Source organism: Vreelandella sedimenti, from assembly GCF_013416325.1.
Lineage (GTDB): Bacteria > Pseudomonadota > Gammaproteobacteria > Pseudomonadales > Halomonadaceae > Vreelandella > Vreelandella sedimenti.
The window spans coordinates 167,841-186,063 of record NZ_JACCGK010000002.1 but is presented as its reverse complement, the minus strand read 5'-3'; the positions used below and the strand labels follow the sequence as shown (position 1 = coordinate 186,063).

Sequence of the window (18,223 nt, the reverse complement as noted above, 5' to 3'; positions counted from 1 at the left end):
CCCTTTTCTGCGCACCAACAGCAAATGTTTGACATGGGCTTTTGGCGTGCCTATAATGCGCATCCTTTGAATGCGTGGGTAGACGGCTCGCGCCGTCGACATCCATTGGAGTTTAGGGCAAATGCAGAACCAAAAGATTCGCATTCGGTTGAAAGCTTTCGACCATCGCCTGATCGACCAGTCTACAGCGGAGATTGTTGAAACCGCTAAGCGTACTGGTGCTCAGGTTCGTGGTCCGATTCCGCTGCCGACCAACCGCGAGCGTTACACCATTCTGATCTCACCGCACGTCAACAAAGATGCGCGTGACCAGTATGAGATTCGTACGCACAAGCGTGTGCTCGACATTGTTGAGCCGACTGAAAAAACTGTTGATGCTTTGATGAAGCTTGATCTCGCCGCAGGCGTTGACGTGCAAATCAAACTCAACTAATTACACTAGTCACTTGCGGCCCAGCGCTCATCGTTCTTTGTAAAGGACTTGCATGAGCAGCAGCCGCCGCGCCGTGAGGCGCCATACAATGTGCTAGTGGAATGCTCTGGAAAGGGCAGCCATAGCGGGTGATAGCCCCGTACACTATAGGAGACTGAGTATGACTATCGGTTTAGTCGGTAAAAAGGCCGGGATGACCCGTGTCTTTACCGAAGACGGCGCGTCTGTGCCCGTAACCGTTATTGAAGTTGATCCTAATCGTGTTACACGCGTTAAATCTGTCGAGTCTGACGGTTACGCAGCGATTCAGGTCACATCTGGCTCTCGTAAAGCTAAGCACCTCACCAAAGCGCAAGCGGGTCAGTTTGCCAAGGCGGGTGTTGAAGCTGGTCGTGCACTGATGGAGTTTCGTCTTGCAGAAGGCGAAGAGATTCCTGAAGTAGGCGGCGAACTCACCGTATCCCTCTTCGAAGCTGGTCAAATGGTTGACGTGACTGGCACCTCTAAGGGTAAAGGCTTCCAGGGTGCTGTTAAGCGCTGGAATTTCCGTACCCAAGATATGACTCACGGTAACTCTCTGTCGCATCGCGCGCCGGGTTCTATCGGCATGTGTCAGACTCCGGGCCGCGTTTTCAAAGGCAAAAAGATGGCCGGTCAAATGGGTAACGCCCGTTGCACCGTGCAGAGCCTTGAGATCGTCCGTGTCGACGCCGAGCGTAACCTGCTGCTGATTAAAGGCGCCGTACCGGGTGCTCCCGGTAGTGACGTTATCGTTCGCAGCGCCGTGAAAGCAGGCTGAAGGGGATAATTACCAATGAATCTGAATCTTGCTGCAGGCGCGGGTACCGTTGAAGTAGCCGACGCCACTTTTGGCAAAGAATTCAACGAAGCGCTCGTTCACCAGGTTGTCACTGCCTATTTGGCGGCTGGTCGTCAGGGAACCCGCGCACAAAAGAGTCGTTCCGACGTACGTGGCGGTGGTAAAAAGCCGTGGCGTCAGAAAGGCACCGGTCGTGCACGTGCCGGTACCATCCGCTCTCCGCTCTGGCGTAGCGGCGGCGTAACCTTCGCGGCGCGTCCGCAAGACTACACCCAGAAGGTTAACCGCAAGATGTACCGTGCAGCGATGCGCTCCATCTTGTCAGAGCTGGTACGTCAAGAGCGCTTAGTCGCGATTGAAGAGTTCGTCGTCGATGCGCCTAAGACCAAGCAGGTAGCTGCCAAGCTGAAAGAGCTCAACCTTGAAAAAGTGTTGATCGTCACTGAAGAAATCGACGAAAAGCTCTATTTGGCCGCACGCAACCTTCCCCACGTTGACGTGGTGGATGTCGCGGCAGCTGACCCGGTAAGCCTGGTAGCCTTTGATAAGGTCCTGATTACCGTCTCCGCCCTGCGTAAATTCGAGGAGAAGCTGGCATGAACCAGGAACGCGTATTCAAGGTTCTGCTTGGACCGCACGTGACCGAAAAGGCCGCGATGGCAGCCGAGCGCAACCAGTACGTTTTCAAGGTGGCATCTGATGCTACCAAGCCCGAGATCAAAAAGGCCGTTGAAGCACTCTTCGGCAAAAAGGTCGGCAGTGTTCAGGTACTGAACATGAAGGGTAAAACAAAACGTACTGCGAACGGCGTTGGCCTGCGTAAGGGTTACCGCAAAGCGTATGTGACCCTGGCTGCGGGTGAAACGCTCGAAGACTTCTCTGGCGCCGAATAAGGGCAGGAGTACGGATAATGGCAATCGTCAAGACCAAACCCACTTCCGCCGGTCGTCGCCACGTCGTCAAGATCGTTGGCGAGGAACTGTTTAAAGGCCGTGCCTATGCACCGCTTTTAGAAAAACAGTCCAAGTCCGGCGGCCGTAACAACTACGGTCGTATCACCACCCGCCACGTGGGCGGTGGTCATCGTCACCACTATCGGTTGATCGATTTCAAACGCACCAAGGATGGCATTCCTGCCACCGTTGAGCGTCTTGAGCACGATCCCAACCGCAGTGCGCACATTGCACTGCTGAAGTATGCCGATGGTGAGCGTCGTTACATCATTGCACCGAAAGGTGTCAGCGCGGGTGACGTGCTGGAGTCTGGTGTTAACGCGTCAATCAAGAAAGGCAATGCCTTGCCGCTGCGCAACGTCCCGTTGGGTTCTACGGTGCACTGCATCGAACTCAAGCCGGGTAAAGGCGCGCAGATTGCTCGCAGTGCCGGTACAAGCGCCCAGCTGGTTGCTCGTGAAGGTAACTATGCCACCCTGCGTCTTCGCTCTGGCGAAATGCGTAAAGTGTTGGCCGAGTGCCGCGCGACCTTGGGTGAAGTGAGCAACTCAGAGCACAGCCTGCGTCAACTTGGCAAGGCCGGTGCGAAGCGCTGGAGAGGTGTGCGTCCGACTGTTCGCGGTGTCGCGATGAACCCAGTCGATCACCCGCACGGTGGTGGCGAAGGCCGCACCAGTGGTGGTCGTCACCCGGTATCCCCATGGGGTGTGCCGACTAAGGGTCACAAGACGCGTAAGAACAAGCGCACCGACAAGCTGATCATTCGTCGTCGTAATAAGACGCGTTGATCTACATTGCCAAGACATTAAGAGGTAACGGCTGTGCCACGTTCACTAAAGAAAGGTCCCTTCATTGACCTTCATCTTTTGAAGAAGGTAGAGGTTGCAGTGGAGAAGAACGATCGCAAACCGATCAAGACTTGGTCGCGTCGTTCTATGATCCTGCCCAATATGGTAGGCCTCACTATCGCGGTCCATAACGGTCGCCAACACGTCCCGGTGCACGTCTCCGAGGAAATGGTTGGCCACAAATTGGGCGAATTCGCTGCTACTCGCACTTATCGCGGGCATGCGGCGGATAAAAAAGCCAAACGGTAAGCCAGAGAGGATTGAGAGATGGAAGTCACAGCTAAGCTGCTTGGCGCTCGTTTATCCGCCCAGAAGGCCCGTTTGGTGGCTGACCAGGTGCGCGGTAAACCTGTCGCCGAGGCACTCGACCTGCTGACCTTCTCACCGAAGAAGGCTGCCAAGCTGGTTAAGAAGGTGCTGCAATCCGCGATTGCAAACGCGGAAGAAAATAACGGCATGGATATTGACGAGCTGCGTGTCTCGACCATCTGCGTCGATGAGGGCATGACGCTCAAGCGTATCAAGCCGCGTGCCAAGGGGCGTGCGGATCGTATCTTGAAGCGCACGTGCCACATCACCGTCAAGGTAGCCGAGAAGTAGGAGTCGACCGATGGGTCAGAAAGTCAATCCAACAGGCATTCGACTGGGCATCGTCAAAGACCATGCTTCTGTCTGGTATGCTGAGCGCGGCGCTTACGCCGATAAGCTCAATAACGATCTCGAAGTGCGTAGCTTCCTGGAAGAGCGTCTTAAAAGCGCCTCTGTTAGCCGCATCCACATCGAGCGTCCGGCGAACAATGCCCGCATCACCATTCACACTGCCCGTCCGGGTATCGTGATTGGTAAAAAAGGTGAAGATGTCGACCGTCTGCGTCGCGATCTCACCCAGATGATGGGCGTTCCCGTGCATGTGAACATCGAAGAAGTTCGCAAGCCGGAGCTGGATGCCAAGCTAGTCGCTGCTAACGTAGCGGGTCAGCTTGAGCGTCGCGTCATGTTCCGCCGTGCTATGAAGCGCGCGGTACAGAACGCAATGCGTCTTGGCGCTGGTGGCATCAAGATTCAGCTGTCAGGTCGTCTTGGTGGCGCTGAAATCGCACGTACCGAATGGTACCGCGAAGGTCGCGTTCCGCTGCACACGTTGCGTGCGGATATCGACTACGCCACTTACGAAGCTCACACCACCTATGGCGTTATCGGCGTCAAAGTGTGGATCTTCAAGGGTGAAATCCTCGGCGGTATCGAGGAAGTACGTGCCAAGGCTAAACAACAGCCTGCCGGCAACGCGCCCAAGAAGAAAGGTTCCAGGTAAGGGGAGAGCGAGTCGATGTTACAGCCCAAGCGTATGAAATTCCGCAAGATGATGAAAGGCCGCAACCGTGGCCTGGCGCATCGCGGAAGCAAGATCAGCTTCGGGGAATACGGCCTTAAAGCTACTGGTCGCGGCCGCATTACTGCGCGTCAGATCGAAGCAGGCCGTCGTGCGATCACACGTCACGTAAAGCGTGGCGGTAAAATCTGGATCCGCGTCTTCCCTGATAAGCCGATCTCCAAGAAGCCGCTCGAAGTTCGTATGGGTAAAGGTAAAGGTTCTGTTGAGTACTGGGTTGCCCAGATCCAACCGGGTCGGGTCCTGTATGAAATTGAAGGCGTGTCGGAAGAGCTCGCTCGTGAAGCGTTTGAGCTTGCCGCACAGAAAATGCCCTTATCCACCACCTTTGCGAAACGGACGGTGATGTGATGAAAGCCCAGGAAATTCGTGAAAAGTCCGCAGGAGAGCTCCAGGAGCAACTCCTCGAACTCCTCCGCGAGCAGTTTAACCTGCGCATGCAGAAGGCCACTGGCCAACTGAGCCAGACTCATCTGCTCAAGCAGGTCCGCCGGGATATCGCCCGCGTTAAGACTTTGCTCAACGAGAAGGCAGGTGATTGAGATGGCCGAAGAAAACACAAAGCGTACGCTCACCGGTAAAGTGGTGAGCGATAAGATGGACAAGTCCATCGTCGTCATGATCGAGCGACGCGAGCGTCACCCGATCTACGGAAAATACGTTAAGCGCTCCACCAAGCTGCACGCCCATGATGAGGCGAACCAGGCTAAGGCAGGCGATACGGTTTCCATTCAGGAGTGCCGTCCGCTTTCCAAGAAGAAAGCCTGGACGCTGGTCGAGGTGGTTGAACACGCCAAGGGTTAATCCCAAGGCCTGTCAATCAGTGCAGTCAGATTAGGTTTGGAGAAAACCGATGATTCAGACTCAGACAATGCTGGATGTCGCCGACAACAGCGGAGCGCGCCGGGTGCAGTGCATCAAGGTGTTAGGCGGTTCACACCGTCGTTACGCTCGCGTTGGTGATATCATCAAGGTCACGGTTAAGGAAGCGATTCCGCGTGGCAAGGTCAAAAAAGGCCAGGTGCTAAAAGCGGTCGTGGTCCGGACCCGTAGTGGCGTCCGTCGTCCCGACGGTTCGCTCATCCGTTTCGATGGAAATGCGGCAGTTTTGTTGAATAACACCAACGAACAGCCCATCGGTACCCGTATTTTTGGGCCGGTGACTCGTGAACTTCGTAATGAAAAGTTCATGAAGATCATTTCCTTAGCGCCTGAAGTGCTGTAAGGAGCGAGGCGGATATGCAAAAGATCAAACGTGACGATGAAGTCATCGTCATCGCCGGGAAGGATAAAGGCAAGCGTGGCACCGTTAAGCGGGTATTAGAAAACCGCTTTTTGGTGTCCGGTGTGAACATGATTAAACGTCACACCAAGCCAAATCCCATGGCGGGTAATCAGGGCGGTATCGTCGAGCGTGAGGCTCCGATTCACGCGTCCAACGTAGCCATCTTCAATTCGGAGACCGGTAAGGCGGATCGCGTCGGCTTCCAAGTGAAGGAAGACGGTACCAAGGTACGTATCTACAAGTCGACGCAGACGCAGATCGACGCCTAACGCGAGTCGGGTAGCACAATGGCGAACTTGAAAGAACGTTATCAAAACGAGGTAGCAGCTCAACTCAAAGAAGAGTTCAGCTATGCCAACGTTATGCAGGTACCCCGGATCACGAAAGTGACTCTGAACATGGGTATCGGCGAAGCAGTCAACGATAAAAAGTTGATTGACAATGCCATCGGCGATCTAGAGAAACTCTCTGGTCAAAAACCGTTGGTGACCAAGGCACGTAAGTCCATCGCGGGCTTCAAGGTGCGCGAAGGTTGGCCAATCGGCATCAAGGTAACTCTGCGCGCTGAGCGTATGTGGGACTTCTTGGACCGTTTGGTTTACATCGCGATTCCCCGCGTGCGTGACTTCCGTGGTCTCAACCCGAAGTCTTTCGACGGTCGTGGCAACTACTCCATGGGTGTGCGTGAGCAGATCATCTTCCCGGAGATCGAGTATGATAAAATCGATCGCATCCGGGGGTTGGACGTCACTATCACTACGACCGCCAAAACCGACGAGGAAGGTCGTGCGCTACTAACCGCGCTGAACTTCCCGTTCAAGAAATAGGGGCGAGATCATGGCTAAGAAAAGTATGGTAGAGCGTGAGCTTAAGCGTACTCAGCTGGTTGCGAAGTATGCGACCAAGCGCGCTGAACTCAAGAAGATCATCTCAGACGTGAACACGTCTGAGGAAGACCGCTTCGAGGCGACGCTGAAGCTGCAGCAACTGCCGCGCGACTCAAGCCCGGTGCGTCAGCGTAACCGCTGCCGTATCACCGGTCGTCCGCACGGTTTTTACAACAAGTTCGGCCTTGGCCGTAACAAGCTGCGTGAAGCCGCCATGCGTGGCGACGTTCCTGGGTTGAAAAAATCCAGTTGGTAACGCCACGTAGAATTATCAGGAGCGCACATTAAATGAGCATGCAAGACACTCTGGCGGATATGTTTACCCGTATCCGCAATGCGCAGATGGCCACCAAGGAGACGGCTACCATGCCGTCCTCCAAGTTGAAAGTGCAAGTGGCCCGAGTGCTAAAGGAAGAAGGCTACATTGCCGACTTTGCGGTAGCGGAGGGCGCTAAGCCCGAGCTAACCGTAACTCTCAAGTACTTTGAGGGTAAGCCGGTCATTGAGCACATTCAGCGGGTTTCCAAGCCGTCCCTGCGCCGCTACATGGGCAAGGATAACTTGCCTAAGGTTGCCGATGGCCTGGGTATCGCGATTGTCACCACATCCAATGGTGTCATGACCGATCGTGCCGCGCGCCAAGCGGGTGTCGGTGGCGAAGTCATCTGCACCGTATTCTAGGAGGCTGGAATGTCCCGCATAGCGAAATATCCGGTTAAAGTGCCTGCCGGCGTTGAGATTAAAATCAATGCTGACCAGCTGACCGCCAAAGGCGGCCAGGGCACGCTATCTATGACCATCCACTCTGATGTAGTGGTCGGTCAAGAAGATGGCCAGCTGACCTTCGCCCCGAGTGAGTCTGCCAAGAGCTGGGCCATGGCCGGTACTACCCGCGCCTTAGTTCAGAACCTGGTAACGGGCGTATCCGAGGGTTTCACAAGAACTCTCGAAATTGTTGGCGTCGGTTATCGTGCCCAAGCTAAGGGCCAGACGCTCAATCTTTCACTGGGCTTCTCGCACCCGGTCGACTATGAACTGCCTAAAGGTGTCTCAGCGGAAACGCCGAAGAACACCGTTATCGTGCTGAAAAGCGCGGATAAGCAGATGCTCGGCCAGTGCGCCGCGGAAATCCGCGCCTTCCGTCCCCCTGAGCCGTATAAAGGCAAGGGTGTTCGGTACGCCGACGAGCAGGTGCGTCGCAAAGAAGCCAAGAAGAAGTAAGGCAGGGTTATGAACGCGAAGAAAGAATCTCGTCTCCGTCGTGCCCGCCGCGCTCGCGCAAAGATCCGCGAGCTGGGCGTGTATCGCCTGTGCGTCAACCGTACCCCGCGTCACATCTATGCGCAGATTATCTCGCCGGATGGTGGCAAAGTGCTGGCCAGTGCTTCTACGCTGGACAAAGTACTGCGCGAGGGTGCGACCGGCAACTCAGATGCTGCCTCTAAAGTAGGTGCTCTGATTGCTGAACGCGCTAAAGAAGCAGGCATCACCCAGGTGGCCTTCGACCGTGCTGGCTTTAAGTATCACGGCCGCGTCAAGGCGCTGGCCGACGCCGCACGTGAAGGCGGCCTGGAATTCTAAAGGGTTTTACGATGGCGAAGAACGAACAGCAAAGCGGTGATCTGCAAGAGAAGTTAGTGCAGGTCAACCGCGTCGCCAAGGTGGTCAAGGGTGGTCGTATTTTCGGCTTCACCGCACTGACCGTCGTTGGTGATGGTAAAGGTCGTGTCGGTTTCGGTCGTGGCAAGGCGCGTGAAGTGCCTGTCGCAATCCAGAAAGCGATGGATCAAGCTCGTCGCAACATGGTCAAGGTGAACCTTGCTGGCCATACGCTGCAGTACCCGGTCAAAGCCCGTCACGGTGCTTCCAAGGTGTACATGCAGCCGGCTTCCGAAGGTACCGGTATCATCGCCGGTGGCGCCATGCGCTCTGTATTAGAGCTCGCCGGTGTCCACGACGTACTGGCCAAGTGCTACGGTTCCACCAACCCGGTTAACGTGGTACGAGCGACTGTTAAAGGTCTCTCCTCCATGCAAGCACCGGAAGACGTGGCCGCCAAGCGCGGTCTGTCTGTCGAAGCGATCACGGGGTAAGGCACCATGGCAGCAACGATCAAGGTTACCCAGATCCGCAGCACCATCGGCATTATGCCCAAGCACAAGGCTACTATGAAAGGCTTGGGCCTGCGTCGCATCGGTCATACGGTTGAACTGGAAGACACCCCTGCCGTACGCGGCATGATCCACAAGGTGAACTACCTTGTGCGCGTTGAGGGAGAGTAATCCATGAAACTCAATAACCTAAGCCCGGCTCCGGGCTCCAAACACGCTGCAAAGCGCGTTGGTCGTGGCATCGGTTCCGGTCTTGGTAAGACCGGTGGCCGTGGTCACAAAGGTCAGAAATCACGTAGTGGCGGCAGTGTTAAGCCCGGTTTCGAAGGCGGTCAGATGCCTTTGCAGCGTCGTTTGCCGAAATTCGGCTTTACGTCTGCAAAATCTCTGGTCTCTGAAGAAGTACGCCTGGCTGAGCTTGCTAAAGTTGCCGGTGGCGAAGTCACCCTGGCATCTTTGAAAGAAGCCAACGTGCTAAAGGACTCTACGCTACATGCGAAGATCATCCTTTCTGGCGAACTGAAAACGGCGGTTACCGTTCGCGGAATCAAGGTCACCAAAGGTGCCCGTGACGCGATCGAAGCCGCTGGCGGCAAGGTAGAGGACTAAATGGCCAAGTCAGGAAAAATGCCGGCGATGGGCAGCGGTCTGAGTGAACTGTGGGCGCGTTTGCGCTTCGTGCTCCTCGCCATCGTGGTGTACCGTATTGGTGCCCATATTCCCGTTCCCGGTATCAATCCTGACCAGCTTGCTGCCTTGTTTAGGGAGCAACAGGGCACCATTCTGGGCATGTTTAACATGTTCTCGGGTGGCGCCCTGGAGCGCATGAGTGTTCTCGCCCTGGGTATAATGCCCTATATATCGGCGTCGATTATCATGCAGCTCATGACTGCGGTCTCCCCTCATCTTGAGCAGCTCAAGAAAGAGGGTGAGGCTGGCCGCCGCAAGATTAGCCAGTACACCCGCTACGGCACGGTGATACTGGCATTTGTCCAGGCTACCGGCATGTCCGTCGGTCTGGCTAGCCAAGGCATCGCGTACAGTGCTGACTTCAGCTTCTATTTCACCGCCGTGATTACGTTTGTATCGGGCGCGGTGTTTATGATGTGGCTAGGTGAGCAGATTACCGAGAAGGGCATCGGCAACGGTATTTCGCTGCTGATCTTCGCCGGTATTGTCGCTGGACTACCCAGTGCCGTGGGCCAAGCCTTCGAGCTTGCCCGTAATGAAGGGGCCTGGAATGTTCTGCCGCTGTTAGCGCTGTCAGTGTTAGGTATTGCGACTGTCGCCTTTGTGGTTTTCATTGAGCGCGGCCAACGCCGTCTCAAAGTTAATTACCCTCGGCGACAAGTGGGCAATAAGATGTATGCAGGGCAAAGTAGCTACCTGCCTTTGAAGGTTAACATGGCCGGTGTTATTCCGGCGATTTTTGCCTCCAGTATCCTGCTTTTCCCGGCCTCTATTGGTCAGTGGGTAGGTGCCGGCGAAGGTATGGAGTGGTTGCAGCGTGCATCTCAGGCATTAGGCCCAGGTCAACCGCTTTACATCTTGCTTTTCGCGGCGGCAGTGGTATTCTTCTGCTTCTTTTACACAGCGCTGGTCTTCAACCCCAAGGATGTGGCTGACAATCTTAAAAAGTCAGGCGCTTTCCTGCCGGGCATTCGCCCCGGCGAGCAGACCGCTCGCTATATCGACAAGGTCATGACACGTTTGACCCTGTTCGGTGCCTTGTATATCACTGCGGTTTCCTTGATGCCCCAGTTCTTGATTGTGGCGTGGAACGTGCCGTTTTTCTTCGGCGGTACCTCGTTGTTAATCGTAGTCGTGGTCATCATGGACTTCATGGCCCAGGTGCAGTCGCATCTCATGTCGCATCAGTATGACTCAGTGATGAAGAAGTCCAACCTGAAAGGCTACGGTAGCGGCGGTATCATGCGCTGAGGCGCCGTCCACCCCTATTTGGTTAGAGAGGGCGCGCCGCGAGCCGGTTTTTGGAGAAAGATCGATGAAAGTTCGAGCTTCCGTAAAGAAAATGTGCCGTAACTGCAAGATCATTCGTCGCAATGGCGCTGTCCGCGTCATCTGCAGCGAGCCACGGCACAAACAACGCCAGGGTTAATAGCCTGGGTTGTATTAAGCGGGTGCCAGCATACCCCTTGCCTTAGGGCAAATGATGGGGTATGCTGTTGCGCCTTTTGTAGATGAATAAACGAGCAAGCCGCTCAAATTTCGGAGTAAGCTGATGGCCCGTATTGCAGGCGTCAATATCCCGGACAACAAGCATGCGGCGATCTCGCTGACCTATATCTTCGGGATTGGCCGTACCCGTGCTGAGCACATCTGTGCTGCAGCGGGTATCGCGCCTACTGCCAAGATCCAGGATCTGTCTTCTGAAGAAGTCGACACCCTGCGTTCTGAAGTTGGCAAGTACACCGTAGAAGGCGACCTTCGTCGTGATGTCACGCTTAACATTAAGCGTCTCATGGACTTAGGCTGCTACCGTGGTCTGCGTCATCGTCGTAGTCTTCCGCTGCGTGGTCAGCGGACTAAGACTAACGCGCGCACCCGTAAGGGCCCGCGTAAGCCGATCCGCAAATAACACGCACGTTCTGGCGTAAAGACAGGAATAGACATCAACATGGCTAACCCGCGTAGTAACCGTAAAAAGGTTAAAAAGCAGGTAGTGGACGCGATTGCGCATATCCATGCCTCTTTTAACAACACGATCGTGACGATCACAGACCGCCAGGGCAACGCTCTTTCTTGGGCGACTGCCGGTGGTTCGGGTTTTCGTGGTTCTCGCAAGAGCACCCCGTTCGCTGCTCAAGTGGCAAGCGAACGTGCAGCAACTGCTGCAGCCGAGTATGGTGTGAAAAACGTAGATGTACTGGTTAAAGGCCCAGGTCCCGGTCGTGAATCCGCCGTGCGCGCACTGAATGCCGCCGGCTTCCGCGTGCAAAGCATCGTAGACGCGACGCCCATTCCCCATAATGGCTGCCGTCCGCCTAAGAAACGCCGCGTTTAAGGAGACAGATTCATGGCTCGTTATATTGGACCGAAGTGCAAACTGTCTCGTCGTGAAGGCACCGACCTCTTTTTGAAGAGTGGTGTTACTCCCTTCGAGAAAAAGTGTAAATCCGAGCAGATCCCGGGTGTACACGGCCAGCGTCGTCAGCGTCTTTCAGACTACGGCTTGCAGCTTCGCGAGAAGCAAAAAGTACGTCGCATGTATGGCGTACTCGAAAAACAGTTCCGTAACTACTACAAAGAAGCCGCTCGCCTGAAAGGTGCGACCGGTGAAGTATTGTTGCAGTTGCTTGAATCCCGACTGGATAATGTCGTCTACCGCATGGGCTTCGGCTCGACTCGCTCTGAAGCGCGTCAGCTGGTCAGCCACAAAGCGATTTCCGTGAACGGCCGCACCGTTAACGTTGCTTCCTATCAAGTGAAGCCGGGTGACGTTGTTTCCATTCGCGAAAAGGCGAAAAACCAAGCACGTATTCAAAGCGCGTTGTCCATTGCGGCTAACCGTGGCGATATCGCTTGGATCGAAATCGACGCCAAGAAGATGGAAGGCACTTTCAAGGCTCTGCCTGAACGCGGTGACCTGTCTGCCGACATCAACGAAAACCTGATCGTCGAGCTGTACTCCAAGTAAGCAGTTTTCTGTTTCTTGTCGATCTGGTGCCGGTTTAACCCCCGCACCAGATCTTACCGAGTACCAAGTATCCGTTTGGCAGCCTGAAAGGTGTTCATATGCAGCGTTCAGTGACAGAGTTTCTCCGTCCTCGCGACATCAAGGTCGAAGAAATCAGCGCACATCACGCCAAAATCGTGCTCGAACCGTTCGAGCGTGGCTTTGGTCACACCCTGGGGAATGCACTACGTCGCATTCTGCTTTCATCCATGCCCGGCTGTGCCGTGGTAGAGGCTGAAATCGCCGGCGTCGAGCATGAATACAGTGCGCTTGAAGGGGTGCAGGAAGATGTCATTGAAATCCTCCTGAACTTGAAAGATGTTGCGATCAAGATGCACAGCCGCGATGAGGCGGTGCTCACGCTGAACAAGCAGGGCCCAGCCGTCGTCACCGCTGGCGACATTGCGCTTGATCATAGCGTCGAAATCGTCAACCCGGACCACGTCATTGCTCATGTCAATGAAGGTGCCGAGCTGAAAATTCAGCTTAAGGTAGCGCTGGGTCGTGGCTACGAGCCGGCTGACGCACGCGGCTCTGATGAAGAGTCACGTGCCATTGGCCGCCTGCAGCTGGATGCCACCTTCAGCCCTGTCCGCCGTGTTTCCTACTCGGTTGAGGCCGCTCGTGTCGAGCAGCGCACCGACCTCGATAAGCTAATTATCGATCTGGAAACCGACGGTACCCTGGATCCGGAAGAGGCTATCCGTCGCAGTGCGACCATCCTGCAAGAGCAGCTGGCCGCCTTCGTCGACCTGGAAGCTGATAAAGAACAGGAAGTCGAAGAGGAAGAGGATCATGTCGATCCAATTCTATTGCGCCCCGTAGACGATCTTGAGTTGACCGTTCGCAGCGCGAACTGCCTAAAAGCCGAGAATATTTATTACATCGGTGATCTTATCCAGCGCACAGAAGTTGAGCTGTTGAAGACACCGAATCTTGGTAAAAAGTCTTTGAATGAAATCAAAGATGTATTGGCGGCTCGTGGCTTGTCCCTTGGCATGCGGTTGGAAAATTGGCCACCGGCAAGCCTGAAGGACGACAAAGCCTCCGCGTGAGCGTCGACTTGAGTCCCAGTTTGGTAAGGAATTACAACCATGCGTCATCGTAAGAGTGGTCGTCATCTGAATCGCACCAGCTCGCATCGTCAGGCCATGTTCAAGAACATGTCTGTCTCGCTGGTCGAACATGAAGTCATTAAGACAACCCTGCCGAAAGCCAAGGAGCTGCGTCGCGTAATCGAGCCGCTGATCACCTTGTCTAAGCAGGATAGCGTTGCAAACCGTCGTTTGGCGTTTGCCCGCACGCGCTCTAAAGAAGCCGTCGGCAAACTGTTTAACGAATTGGGTCCGCGTTATGCCGAGCGTCCGGGCGGTTACGTCCGTATTCTCAAGTGCGGTTTCCGCACCGGCGACAACGCACCTATGGCGTTCGTTGAGCTAGTTGACCGTCCGGTTGTTGAAGAAGCCGCTGCAGAAGAGTAATTCTCTGCGCCAGGCCTCTTTGGTAACGAATGAAAACCGACCCTTAGTGGTCGGTTTTTTTATGGGCACATTTATCTTCTGTTTTCTACACTTTACGGCGTCTATTCTTCGTACTAATACCCTATACTCGGCCTATTATTAAATTGAGTAAGCGCCGCGTGCCGCATGGGCAAGCCTTGTGTTGTAGCTTGAGTGTGGCATGGTAGTTAAGCAGCGGCAGGTTGGTTAAACAGCGATTACAACTAGCGCATTGATAACAAGCAAGGGGCAGGTATGCATGCGAGGATAAAAAGCGCTGCCGGGGGAGCGTCGGCGATAGGGTTTTTGAGTATGCTAATGCTGCTCATACTTGCGATGGTTACTACTGCGCATGCCGACAACCCGCGCTATGCGGGAATTGTCGTTGATCTGGATAATGGCGAAGTGCTTTACGCCGAGAATATTGACGATCAGCGTTATCCTGCGTCGCTTACCAAAATGATGACGCTCTATCTAACCTTTGAAGCGTTAGAAGAGGGTACGCTGCGCTTGGATCAACCCTTGCCAGTTTCCCATTACGCGGCCGCCAAGCCTGCTGTCAAACTGTGGCTGGCGGCGGGCAGCTCTATCCCGGTGGATACCGCTATTCGTGCACTCGCTGTTCGCTCTGCCAATGACGTTGCCGCGGTGATCGCCGAAGCTCTGGGCGGCAGCGAAGCACACTTTGCCCAAATGATGACCACAAAGGCGCGTGAGCTGGGCATGCATGCCACTACCTTTCGCAATGCCTCTGGCTTGCCGGATGACGGCCAAATCACCACCGCGCGGGATATGCTAACGCTTTCGGTACGCGTGATGCAGGACTTCCCCCAGTACTACCACTACTTCGGCCTGCAAGAGTTTACCTACCGCGGCACCCGGCATACCAGCCACAATCGATTGGTGCGTGACTACCCAGGTGCCGATGGCCTAAAAACAGGGTTCATTCGCGCCTCTGGCTTTAACGTAGCCACTACCGCAATGCGTGGTGATCGGCGGCTGGTGGGCGTCGTCATGGGCGGTTTTTCATCCCAGTCCAGGGATACCCATATGGCCAATCTGCTGGATCGTAGCTTCTTGCGTGCGTCGCTACGCGACCAGCAAAGCTGGATGGGCGACACCAGCTTCTCGCGTGAATTTATGGCCTTTGCACCTCCTGCTCAGCCGGTGGCACCACAGCAGCCAGAGCCACGCCAACCCATGCTGGCGGTGGTCGAAACGACAACGTTGTCACCATCGGCCAACTCTACCCCTTCAACGCCGGTTGTCGATCTTGAAGAGCAGCTAGCCGATATCGTCACCATTCAGCGCCCAACGCCGGCAAGTGAAGATCCACAGCCCGACCCACTTCAAGCATTCATTGAGCGTGAACGCAAGATGGCTTCTGTCAATGAAACGGGCGGCAGCTGGGGGGTGCAAGTGGGCGCTTTCAGTCGTGAAGCTCAGGCACGGCAATTGGCGCAGCAGGCGTCTCAGCGAATTGCTCAGAATTTAGGTGGACGCGTTGCCGTAGACACGGTAGAGGGCCAAAACCCGGTTTATCGCGCCCGGTTAATGGCATTGGACGAGCAGCGAGCTCGCCAAGCGTGCCGTGAGCTGCACTCCCAAGGTATGGACTGTATGGTCGTTAACGCCAGCTTATAAGGGGGTGGGCCGTCATCACCCCGCCAATGGCTAATTGGCGGGGTTTTTCTTTTTTGGCACTTTGTATTGACCAGTGAACAGGGAGATCGCGGTGACAACCTCGCTGAAAGGCATACTCTGCATGTGTTTGGGCGTTCTTTTTCTCGCCCTAGGCGACGCCGTTTCCAAGTGGTTAGGCGAAGTGCACTCGCCGCTGCAGATTATTTTCTTCCGTGCCTTGGTATCGCTACCGTTGATTGCGCTGCTTGCCCATTTTGCCGGTGGGTTACGCAAGCTGCGCACGAAACGGCCGGGCGTCCATTTGCTGCGCGGATTGATTTATACCGCCACCATGGTCTGTTTCGTATGGGGGCTAACGCTGCTACCCCTGGCGGAGGCCACGGCGATTGCCTTTGTGGCGCCCCTGTTTGTGACCCTGCTTTCGGTGCCATTGTTGGGTGAGCGCATTGATCCACCGGTGCTGATCGCCTCCTTGGTGGGGTTTGTCGGGGTGCTGATCGTGGTGCGGCCCAACGGTGATGCGTTTCAAATGGGGGCGCTGGTATTGGTGGGGGCGGCGCTATTCTATGCGCTGATGATGATTACCGCCCGGCGCTACGGCGCCCGCGAACACCTCTGGGCAATGCTGTTTTACATGACTTGTGTGCCGCTGGTGGTGACAGCGCTAACGCTGCCCTGGGTGTGGCAGTCACCGCAGCCGTGGCATTGGGTAGGCTTTTTCGCCTCGGGAATTTTGGGCGTTGCGGCCACCGCTTTTATCACCTTGGCCTTTCGGTTTACCCCTGCGGCCATCGCCGCGCCGTTTGATTATACCGCCATGCTCTGGGCGGTACTGCTGGGCTGGTGGTTCTGGGGTGAAATGCCGGATCTCTGGGTCTGGGTAGGCAGCGCCTTGATAATGGGCAGCGGGTTAGCGGTGGCCTACCACGACCGCCGCACTACCCTGAAACGCCGCCCGACTGCCTAGCAGAGCGCTTAAGCGAAATCCATCGCCAGGACACCGTGTTCCACTGTGGTGTAGCTAGGTGGCGTTACCGCCAGCCCCATAGCGAACAGCAAGGGTTGAAAATGCTCGGCCACGGGCAAAAGCCAAGATATGCTCTAGTTGGTTCATGACGTCGCAGCTGTCTGAAATACGCGTGCTGCCTGGTAGGGGTCGGGCTGGCCACAAATGGCCGATATCACCGCTACACCGTTCGCTCCTGCGCGCTGTACGCTAATTGCATGGCTGGCTTTCAGCCCACCAATGGCCACGCTGGGTAGGGGGCACGCCTTGACCAGCGCCGCTAAACCGCCAAAGCCGATGGGCTGGGCGTGATCCTGTTTGCTCTCGGTGGCAAACACGGGGCCAATCCCGACATAATCGAGTAGCTCAAGCGGAGAAACTTGCAGCTGGGCGATCGTGTTGATCGACAGGCCAATAATCGCTTGCTCACCTAGCGCCCGACGCGCTTGCTGAACGGTAGCGTCGCTCTGACCGACATGCAGGCCATCTGCCTGGCTTTCTAGTGCCACCTGCAAACGGTCATTAATGATCAGCGGGACATCGGTGCCCGCCAGAAGCGCTTTTAACCGTTTGGCTTGGGCAATCATCTGTTCATCGCTGGCATGCTTGTCACGCAACTGCACGATGGTGACACCGCCTTTTACCGCTGCCTCAACCGTTTGTTCCAGACCATGCTCTCGGCAGAGCGTGGCATCGGTGACTAAGTAGAGCGATAGATCAAGCGGCATGGATTGCCTCCAATTGGGCATAAGTAGTGAGGTCGTCAGGGGGGAGTTGATAAAGCGCATCCAGCAGTGCTACTTGAAAGCTCCCAGGCCCGTTGGCGTGGCTTCCCGCACGCTCTCCTGCGACGGCAAAGCAGGCCAGCGCGGCTACCGTCGCACCCAGTGGGGCATCGTGGTTGGCAGCCACAAACCCCGTCACTAGAGCGCTCAGCCCACAGCCAAGCGTTGTTACACGGGGCATCAAAGGGTGGCCACCGTTAATGCGGTAGTGCTGTGTGCCGTCCGTCACCCAGTCACTTTCACCGGTCATCGCGACAATACAGCCGTGTTTTTGCGCTAATGCTATCGCGGCGTCCACAGCTTGGTCGGTGGCGGCTGTGGCGTCCACGCCGCGGCCTTGACTAGCTAAACCATTGAGGGCAAGAATTTCAGACGCATTGCCACGAATCACGCTGGGTTTAGCGGCTAGCAGCTTCGCGCACAGCGTCTGGCGATAGCGCGTGGCGCCAACGGCAACGGGATCTAATACCCAGGGAATGGCATGCTGATCGGCCGTCGCTGTGGCGGTAAGCATAGCGTCAGCCCAGTGGGCAGAGATCGTGCCGATATTAATCGAAAGCCCCGCGGAGATAGCCGTGAATTCAGCCACTTCTTCAGGCGCATGCAGCATTGCGGGCGACGCGCCGGTGGCTAACAGCAGGTTGGCAGTGCTGTTCATGGCCACATAGTTGGTCATGCAGTGAACCAGCGGTGTCACTGAGCGCAGCGTCTTAAGGTAATCGCCAAGCGGGCGTAGGGTCATAGAATCCTCCCGGCAGGGAGGTGGTAAGCGTTACCACGACTCCCTACGCCGGTGTTATCCGGTTCAGGTTCAAAGGGTGCTTCTCAGCCCAACCGTAACGGAGGGCGCCCCTGTCGAGGGATT

At 55.6% G+C, this 18,223-nt stretch carries 32 protein-coding genes and 1 riboswitch; of the genes, 30 read left to right on the top strand and 2 right to left on the bottom strand.

The window, feature by feature from the left end; all coding sequences use genetic code 11:
• The first annotated feature begins 121 nt into the window (after positions 1–121).
• The 30 genes from rpsJ to HZU72_RS02845 all read left to right on the top strand — a co-directional run bounded on the left by rpsJ (position 122) and on the right by HZU72_RS02845 (position 16,534).
• Complete coding sequence (gene rpsJ / locus HZU72_RS02990) at positions 122–433, top strand: 30S ribosomal protein S10 (RefSeq protein WP_007112007.1); 312 nt, start codon at positions 122–124, stop codon at positions 431–433.
• Positions 434–593: 160 nt separating this feature from the next.
• Positions 594–1,232 (top strand): 50S ribosomal protein L3, encoded by a 639-nt coding sequence (gene rplC, locus HZU72_RS02985; RefSeq protein ID WP_009288142.1) that lies wholly within the window; start codon positions 594–596, stop codon positions 1,230–1,232.
• A 15-nt stretch (positions 1,233–1,247) separates the two neighbouring features.
• Positions 1,248–1,853: a 50S ribosomal protein L4 gene (gene rplD / locus HZU72_RS02980; protein WP_008959168.1), complete on the top strand. Its 606-nt coding sequence runs from the start codon at positions 1,248–1,250 to the stop codon at positions 1,851–1,853.
• Positions 1,850–2,146 (top strand): 50S ribosomal protein L23, encoded by a 297-nt coding sequence (gene rplW / locus HZU72_RS02975; protein WP_008959167.1) that lies wholly within the window; start codon positions 1,850–1,852, stop codon positions 2,144–2,146. Before rplD ends, rplW begins: the two co-directional genes overlap by 4 nt.
• Positions 2,147–2,163: 17 nt before the next feature.
• A complete protein-coding gene (rplB, locus tag HZU72_RS02970) occupies positions 2,164–2,994 on the top strand; it encodes a 50S ribosomal protein L2 (protein WP_008959166.1) in 831 nt (276 codons plus the stop codon).
• A 33-nt stretch (positions 2,995–3,027) separates the two neighbouring features.
• Entirely contained in the window at positions 3,028–3,303 is a 276-nt protein-coding gene (gene rpsS, locus HZU72_RS02965) for a 30S ribosomal protein S19 (protein WP_013330996.1), read from the top strand.
• Positions 3,304–3,321: 18 nt separating this feature from the next.
• Complete coding sequence (rplV, locus tag HZU72_RS02960; protein ID WP_007112002.1) at positions 3,322–3,654, top strand: 50S ribosomal protein L22; 333 nt, start codon at positions 3,322–3,324, stop codon at positions 3,652–3,654.
• A 10-nt stretch (positions 3,655–3,664) separates the two neighbouring features.
• The gene (gene rpsC / locus HZU72_RS02955) at positions 3,665–4,366 is read left to right on the top strand and encodes a 30S ribosomal protein S3 (RefSeq protein ID WP_009288141.1); all 702 of its coding nucleotides are present in this window, start codon (positions 3,665–3,667) and stop codon (positions 4,364–4,366) included.
• Between the two features lie 15 nt (positions 4,367–4,381).
• Entirely contained in the window at positions 4,382–4,795 is a 414-nt protein-coding gene (gene rplP / locus HZU72_RS02950) for a 50S ribosomal protein L16 (protein ID WP_007112000.1), read from the top strand.
• Entirely contained in the window at positions 4,795–4,986 is a 192-nt protein-coding gene (rpmC, locus tag HZU72_RS02945) for a 50S ribosomal protein L29 (RefSeq protein ID WP_007111999.1), read from the top strand. Before rplP ends, rpmC begins: the two co-directional genes overlap by 1 nt.
• A 1-nt stretch (position 4,987) precedes the next feature.
• Complete coding sequence (gene rpsQ, locus HZU72_RS02940) at positions 4,988–5,248, top strand: 30S ribosomal protein S17 (RefSeq protein ID WP_007111998.1); 261 nt, start codon at positions 4,988–4,990, stop codon at positions 5,246–5,248.
• Positions 5,249–5,297: 49 nt separating this feature from the next.
• Entirely contained in the window at positions 5,298–5,669 is a 372-nt protein-coding gene (gene rplN / locus HZU72_RS02935) for a 50S ribosomal protein L14 (RefSeq protein WP_008959163.1), read from the top strand.
• A gap of 14 nt (positions 5,670–5,683) precedes the next feature.
• Positions 5,684–5,998, top strand: a complete 315-nt coding sequence (gene rplX, locus HZU72_RS02930; protein WP_007111996.1) for a 50S ribosomal protein L24 — start codon at positions 5,684–5,686, stop codon at positions 5,996–5,998.
• A gap of 18 nt (positions 5,999–6,016) precedes the next feature.
• Entirely contained in the window at positions 6,017–6,556 is a 540-nt protein-coding gene (gene rplE, locus HZU72_RS02925; protein ID WP_007111995.1) for a 50S ribosomal protein L5, read from the top strand.
• A 10-nt stretch (positions 6,557–6,566) separates the two neighbouring features.
• On the top strand, positions 6,567–6,872 hold the full coding sequence (gene rpsN, locus HZU72_RS02920) for a 30S ribosomal protein S14 (RefSeq protein ID WP_022520866.1): 306 nt from the start codon (positions 6,567–6,569) through the stop codon (positions 6,870–6,872).
• Between the two features lie 32 nt (positions 6,873–6,904).
• Entirely contained in the window at positions 6,905–7,297 is a 393-nt protein-coding gene (rpsH, locus tag HZU72_RS02915; protein WP_007111993.1) for a 30S ribosomal protein S8, read from the top strand.
• A gap of 9 nt (positions 7,298–7,306) precedes the next feature.
• A complete protein-coding gene (gene rplF / locus HZU72_RS02910; RefSeq protein WP_009288139.1) occupies positions 7,307–7,837 on the top strand; it encodes a 50S ribosomal protein L6 in 531 nt (176 codons plus the stop codon).
• A 9-nt stretch (positions 7,838–7,846) separates the two neighbouring features.
• Positions 7,847–8,197, top strand: a complete 351-nt coding sequence (rplR, locus tag HZU72_RS02905; RefSeq protein WP_022520865.1) for a 50S ribosomal protein L18 — start codon at positions 7,847–7,849, stop codon at positions 8,195–8,197.
• Between the two features lie 11 nt (positions 8,198–8,208).
• Positions 8,209–8,709, top strand: coding sequence for a 30S ribosomal protein S5 (rpsE, locus tag HZU72_RS02900; protein WP_007111990.1), 501 nt, complete (start codon positions 8,209–8,211; stop codon positions 8,707–8,709).
• Between the two features lie 6 nt (positions 8,710–8,715).
• Positions 8,716–8,898: a 50S ribosomal protein L30 gene (gene rpmD / locus HZU72_RS02895; protein WP_022520864.1), complete on the top strand. Its 183-nt coding sequence runs from the start codon at positions 8,716–8,718 to the stop codon at positions 8,896–8,898.
• 3 nt (positions 8,899–8,901) lie between these two features.
• On the top strand, positions 8,902–9,336 hold the full coding sequence (gene rplO, locus HZU72_RS02890) for a 50S ribosomal protein L15 (RefSeq protein ID WP_180090408.1): 435 nt from the start codon (positions 8,902–8,904) through the stop codon (positions 9,334–9,336).
• Positions 9,337–10,668 carry a preprotein translocase subunit SecY gene (secY, locus tag HZU72_RS02885; RefSeq protein WP_008959155.1) on the top strand — a complete coding sequence of 444 codons (1,332 nt, stop codon included), beginning with the start codon at positions 9,337–9,339 and terminating at the stop codon, positions 10,666–10,668.
• Between the two features lie 64 nt (positions 10,669–10,732).
• Positions 10,733–10,846, top strand: a complete 114-nt coding sequence (gene rpmJ / locus HZU72_RS02880; RefSeq protein WP_008959154.1) for a 50S ribosomal protein L36 — start codon at positions 10,733–10,735, stop codon at positions 10,844–10,846.
• 123 nt (positions 10,847–10,969) lie between these two features.
• Positions 10,970–11,326 carry a 30S ribosomal protein S13 gene (rpsM, locus tag HZU72_RS02875; protein ID WP_022520863.1) on the top strand — a complete coding sequence of 119 codons (357 nt, stop codon included), beginning with the start codon at positions 10,970–10,972 and terminating at the stop codon, positions 11,324–11,326.
• Positions 11,327–11,365: 39 nt separating this feature from the next.
• A complete protein-coding gene (rpsK, locus tag HZU72_RS02870) occupies positions 11,366–11,752 on the top strand; it encodes a 30S ribosomal protein S11 (protein ID WP_007111985.1) in 387 nt (128 codons plus the stop codon).
• Positions 11,753–11,764: 12 nt separating this feature from the next.
• On the top strand, positions 11,765–12,385 hold the full coding sequence (gene rpsD, locus HZU72_RS02865) for a 30S ribosomal protein S4 (protein WP_008959152.1): 621 nt from the start codon (positions 11,765–11,767) through the stop codon (positions 12,383–12,385).
• A gap of 98 nt (positions 12,386–12,483) precedes the next feature.
• Positions 12,484–13,479: a DNA-directed RNA polymerase subunit alpha gene (locus HZU72_RS02860; RefSeq protein WP_009288137.1), complete on the top strand. Its 996-nt coding sequence runs from the start codon at positions 12,484–12,486 to the stop codon at positions 13,477–13,479.
• Positions 13,480–13,518: 39 nt separating this feature from the next.
• Positions 13,519–13,905 (top strand): 50S ribosomal protein L17, encoded by a 387-nt coding sequence (gene rplQ / locus HZU72_RS02855; protein WP_008959150.1) that lies wholly within the window; start codon positions 13,519–13,521, stop codon positions 13,903–13,905.
• Between the two features lie 330 nt (positions 13,906–14,235).
• Positions 14,236–15,567 (top strand): SPOR domain-containing protein, encoded by a 1,332-nt coding sequence (locus tag HZU72_RS02850; RefSeq protein WP_180090561.1) that lies wholly within the window; start codon positions 14,236–14,238, stop codon positions 15,565–15,567.
• Positions 15,568–15,658: 91 nt separating this feature from the next.
• Positions 15,659–16,534: a DMT family transporter gene (locus HZU72_RS02845; RefSeq protein ID WP_286902649.1), complete on the top strand. Its 876-nt coding sequence runs from the start codon at positions 15,659–15,661 to the stop codon at positions 16,532–16,534.
• A gap of 143 nt (positions 16,535–16,677) precedes the next feature.
• Here HZU72_RS02845 and thiE read toward each other — a convergent pair whose 3' ends face one another.
• A complete protein-coding gene (gene thiE / locus HZU72_RS02840) occupies positions 16,678–17,301 on the bottom strand; it encodes a thiamine phosphate synthase (protein WP_180090406.1) in 624 nt (207 codons plus the stop codon).
• The gene (gene thiM, locus HZU72_RS02835) at positions 17,291–18,100 is read right to left on the bottom strand and encodes a hydroxyethylthiazole kinase (RefSeq protein WP_180090404.1); all 810 of its coding nucleotides are present in this window, start codon (positions 18,098–18,100) and stop codon (positions 17,291–17,293) included. The genes thiE and thiM overlap by 11 nt, the downstream gene beginning before the upstream one ends.
• A gap of 23 nt (positions 18,101–18,123) precedes the next feature.
• Positions 18,124–18,222: riboswitch (TPP riboswitch) on the bottom strand.
• Position 18,223: the final 1 nt, after the last annotated feature.

Bases quoted from the DNA above. Each gene is read 5' to 3' on its own strand.
- rpmD (WP_022520864.1), top strand. From the start codon at position 8,716: ATGGCAGCAACGATCAAGGTTACCCAGATCCGCAGCACCATCGGCATT.
- rplX (WP_007111996.1), top strand. From the start codon at position 5,684: ATGCAAAAGATCAAACGTGACGATGAAGTCATCGTCATCGCCGGGAAG.
- rpsQ (WP_007111998.1), top strand. From the start codon at position 4,988: ATGGCCGAAGAAAACACAAAGCGTACGCTCACCGGTAAAGTGGTGAGC.
- rplW (WP_008959167.1), top strand. From the start codon at position 1,850: ATGAACCAGGAACGCGTATTCAAGGTTCTGCTTGGACCGCACGTGACC.
- rplP (WP_007112000.1), top strand. From the start codon at position 4,382: ATGTTACAGCCCAAGCGTATGAAATTCCGCAAGATGATGAAAGGCCGC.
- rplF (WP_009288139.1), top strand. From the start codon at position 7,307: ATGTCCCGCATAGCGAAATATCCGGTTAAAGTGCCTGCCGGCGTTGAG.
- rpsH (WP_007111993.1), top strand. From the start codon at position 6,905: ATGAGCATGCAAGACACTCTGGCGGATATGTTTACCCGTATCCGCAAT.
- rplV (WP_007112002.1), top strand. From the start codon at position 3,322: ATGGAAGTCACAGCTAAGCTGCTTGGCGCTCGTTTATCCGCCCAGAAG.
- rpsN (WP_022520866.1), top strand. From the start codon at position 6,567: ATGGCTAAGAAAAGTATGGTAGAGCGTGAGCTTAAGCGTACTCAGCTG.
- rpsM (WP_022520863.1), top strand. From the start codon at position 10,970: ATGGCCCGTATTGCAGGCGTCAATATCCCGGACAACAAGCATGCGGCG.
- rpsJ (WP_007112007.1), top strand. From the start codon at position 122: ATGCAGAACCAAAAGATTCGCATTCGGTTGAAAGCTTTCGACCATCGC.
- HZU72_RS02860 (WP_009288137.1), top strand. From the start codon at position 12,484: ATGCAGCGTTCAGTGACAGAGTTTCTCCGTCCTCGCGACATCAAGGTC.
- rpsC (WP_009288141.1), top strand. From the start codon at position 3,665: ATGGGTCAGAAAGTCAATCCAACAGGCATTCGACTGGGCATCGTCAAA.
- thiM (WP_180090404.1), bottom strand. From the start codon at position 18,100: ATGACCCTACGCCCGCTTGGCGATTACCTTAAGACGCTGCGCTCAGTG.
- rpsK (WP_007111985.1), top strand. From the start codon at position 11,366: ATGGCTAACCCGCGTAGTAACCGTAAAAAGGTTAAAAAGCAGGTAGTG.
- rplQ (WP_008959150.1), top strand. From the start codon at position 13,519: ATGCGTCATCGTAAGAGTGGTCGTCATCTGAATCGCACCAGCTCGCAT.
- secY (WP_008959155.1), top strand. From the start codon at position 9,337: ATGGCCAAGTCAGGAAAAATGCCGGCGATGGGCAGCGGTCTGAGTGAA.
- HZU72_RS02850 (WP_180090561.1), top strand. From the start codon at position 14,236: ATGCTAATGCTGCTCATACTTGCGATGGTTACTACTGCGCATGCCGAC.
- rpmJ (WP_008959154.1), top strand. From the start codon at position 10,733: ATGAAAGTTCGAGCTTCCGTAAAGAAAATGTGCCGTAACTGCAAGATC.
- rplC (WP_009288142.1), top strand. From the start codon at position 594: ATGACTATCGGTTTAGTCGGTAAAAAGGCCGGGATGACCCGTGTCTTT.
- thiE (WP_180090406.1), bottom strand. From the start codon at position 17,301: ATGCCGCTTGATCTATCGCTCTACTTAGTCACCGATGCCACGCTCTGC.
- rplB (WP_008959166.1), top strand. From the start codon at position 2,164: ATGGCAATCGTCAAGACCAAACCCACTTCCGCCGGTCGTCGCCACGTC.
- rplE (WP_007111995.1), top strand. From the start codon at position 6,017: ATGGCGAACTTGAAAGAACGTTATCAAAACGAGGTAGCAGCTCAACTC.
- rpsD (WP_008959152.1), top strand. From the start codon at position 11,765: ATGGCTCGTTATATTGGACCGAAGTGCAAACTGTCTCGTCGTGAAGGC.
- rplO (WP_180090408.1), top strand. From the start codon at position 8,902: ATGAAACTCAATAACCTAAGCCCGGCTCCGGGCTCCAAACACGCTGCA.
- rplN (WP_008959163.1), top strand. From the start codon at position 5,298: ATGATTCAGACTCAGACAATGCTGGATGTCGCCGACAACAGCGGAGCG.
- rpsE (WP_007111990.1), top strand. From the start codon at position 8,209: ATGGCGAAGAACGAACAGCAAAGCGGTGATCTGCAAGAGAAGTTAGTG.
- rpmC (WP_007111999.1), top strand. From the start codon at position 4,795: ATGAAAGCCCAGGAAATTCGTGAAAAGTCCGCAGGAGAGCTCCAGGAG.
- rplD (WP_008959168.1), top strand. From the start codon at position 1,248: ATGAATCTGAATCTTGCTGCAGGCGCGGGTACCGTTGAAGTAGCCGAC.
- rplR (WP_022520865.1), top strand. From the start codon at position 7,847: ATGAACGCGAAGAAAGAATCTCGTCTCCGTCGTGCCCGCCGCGCTCGC.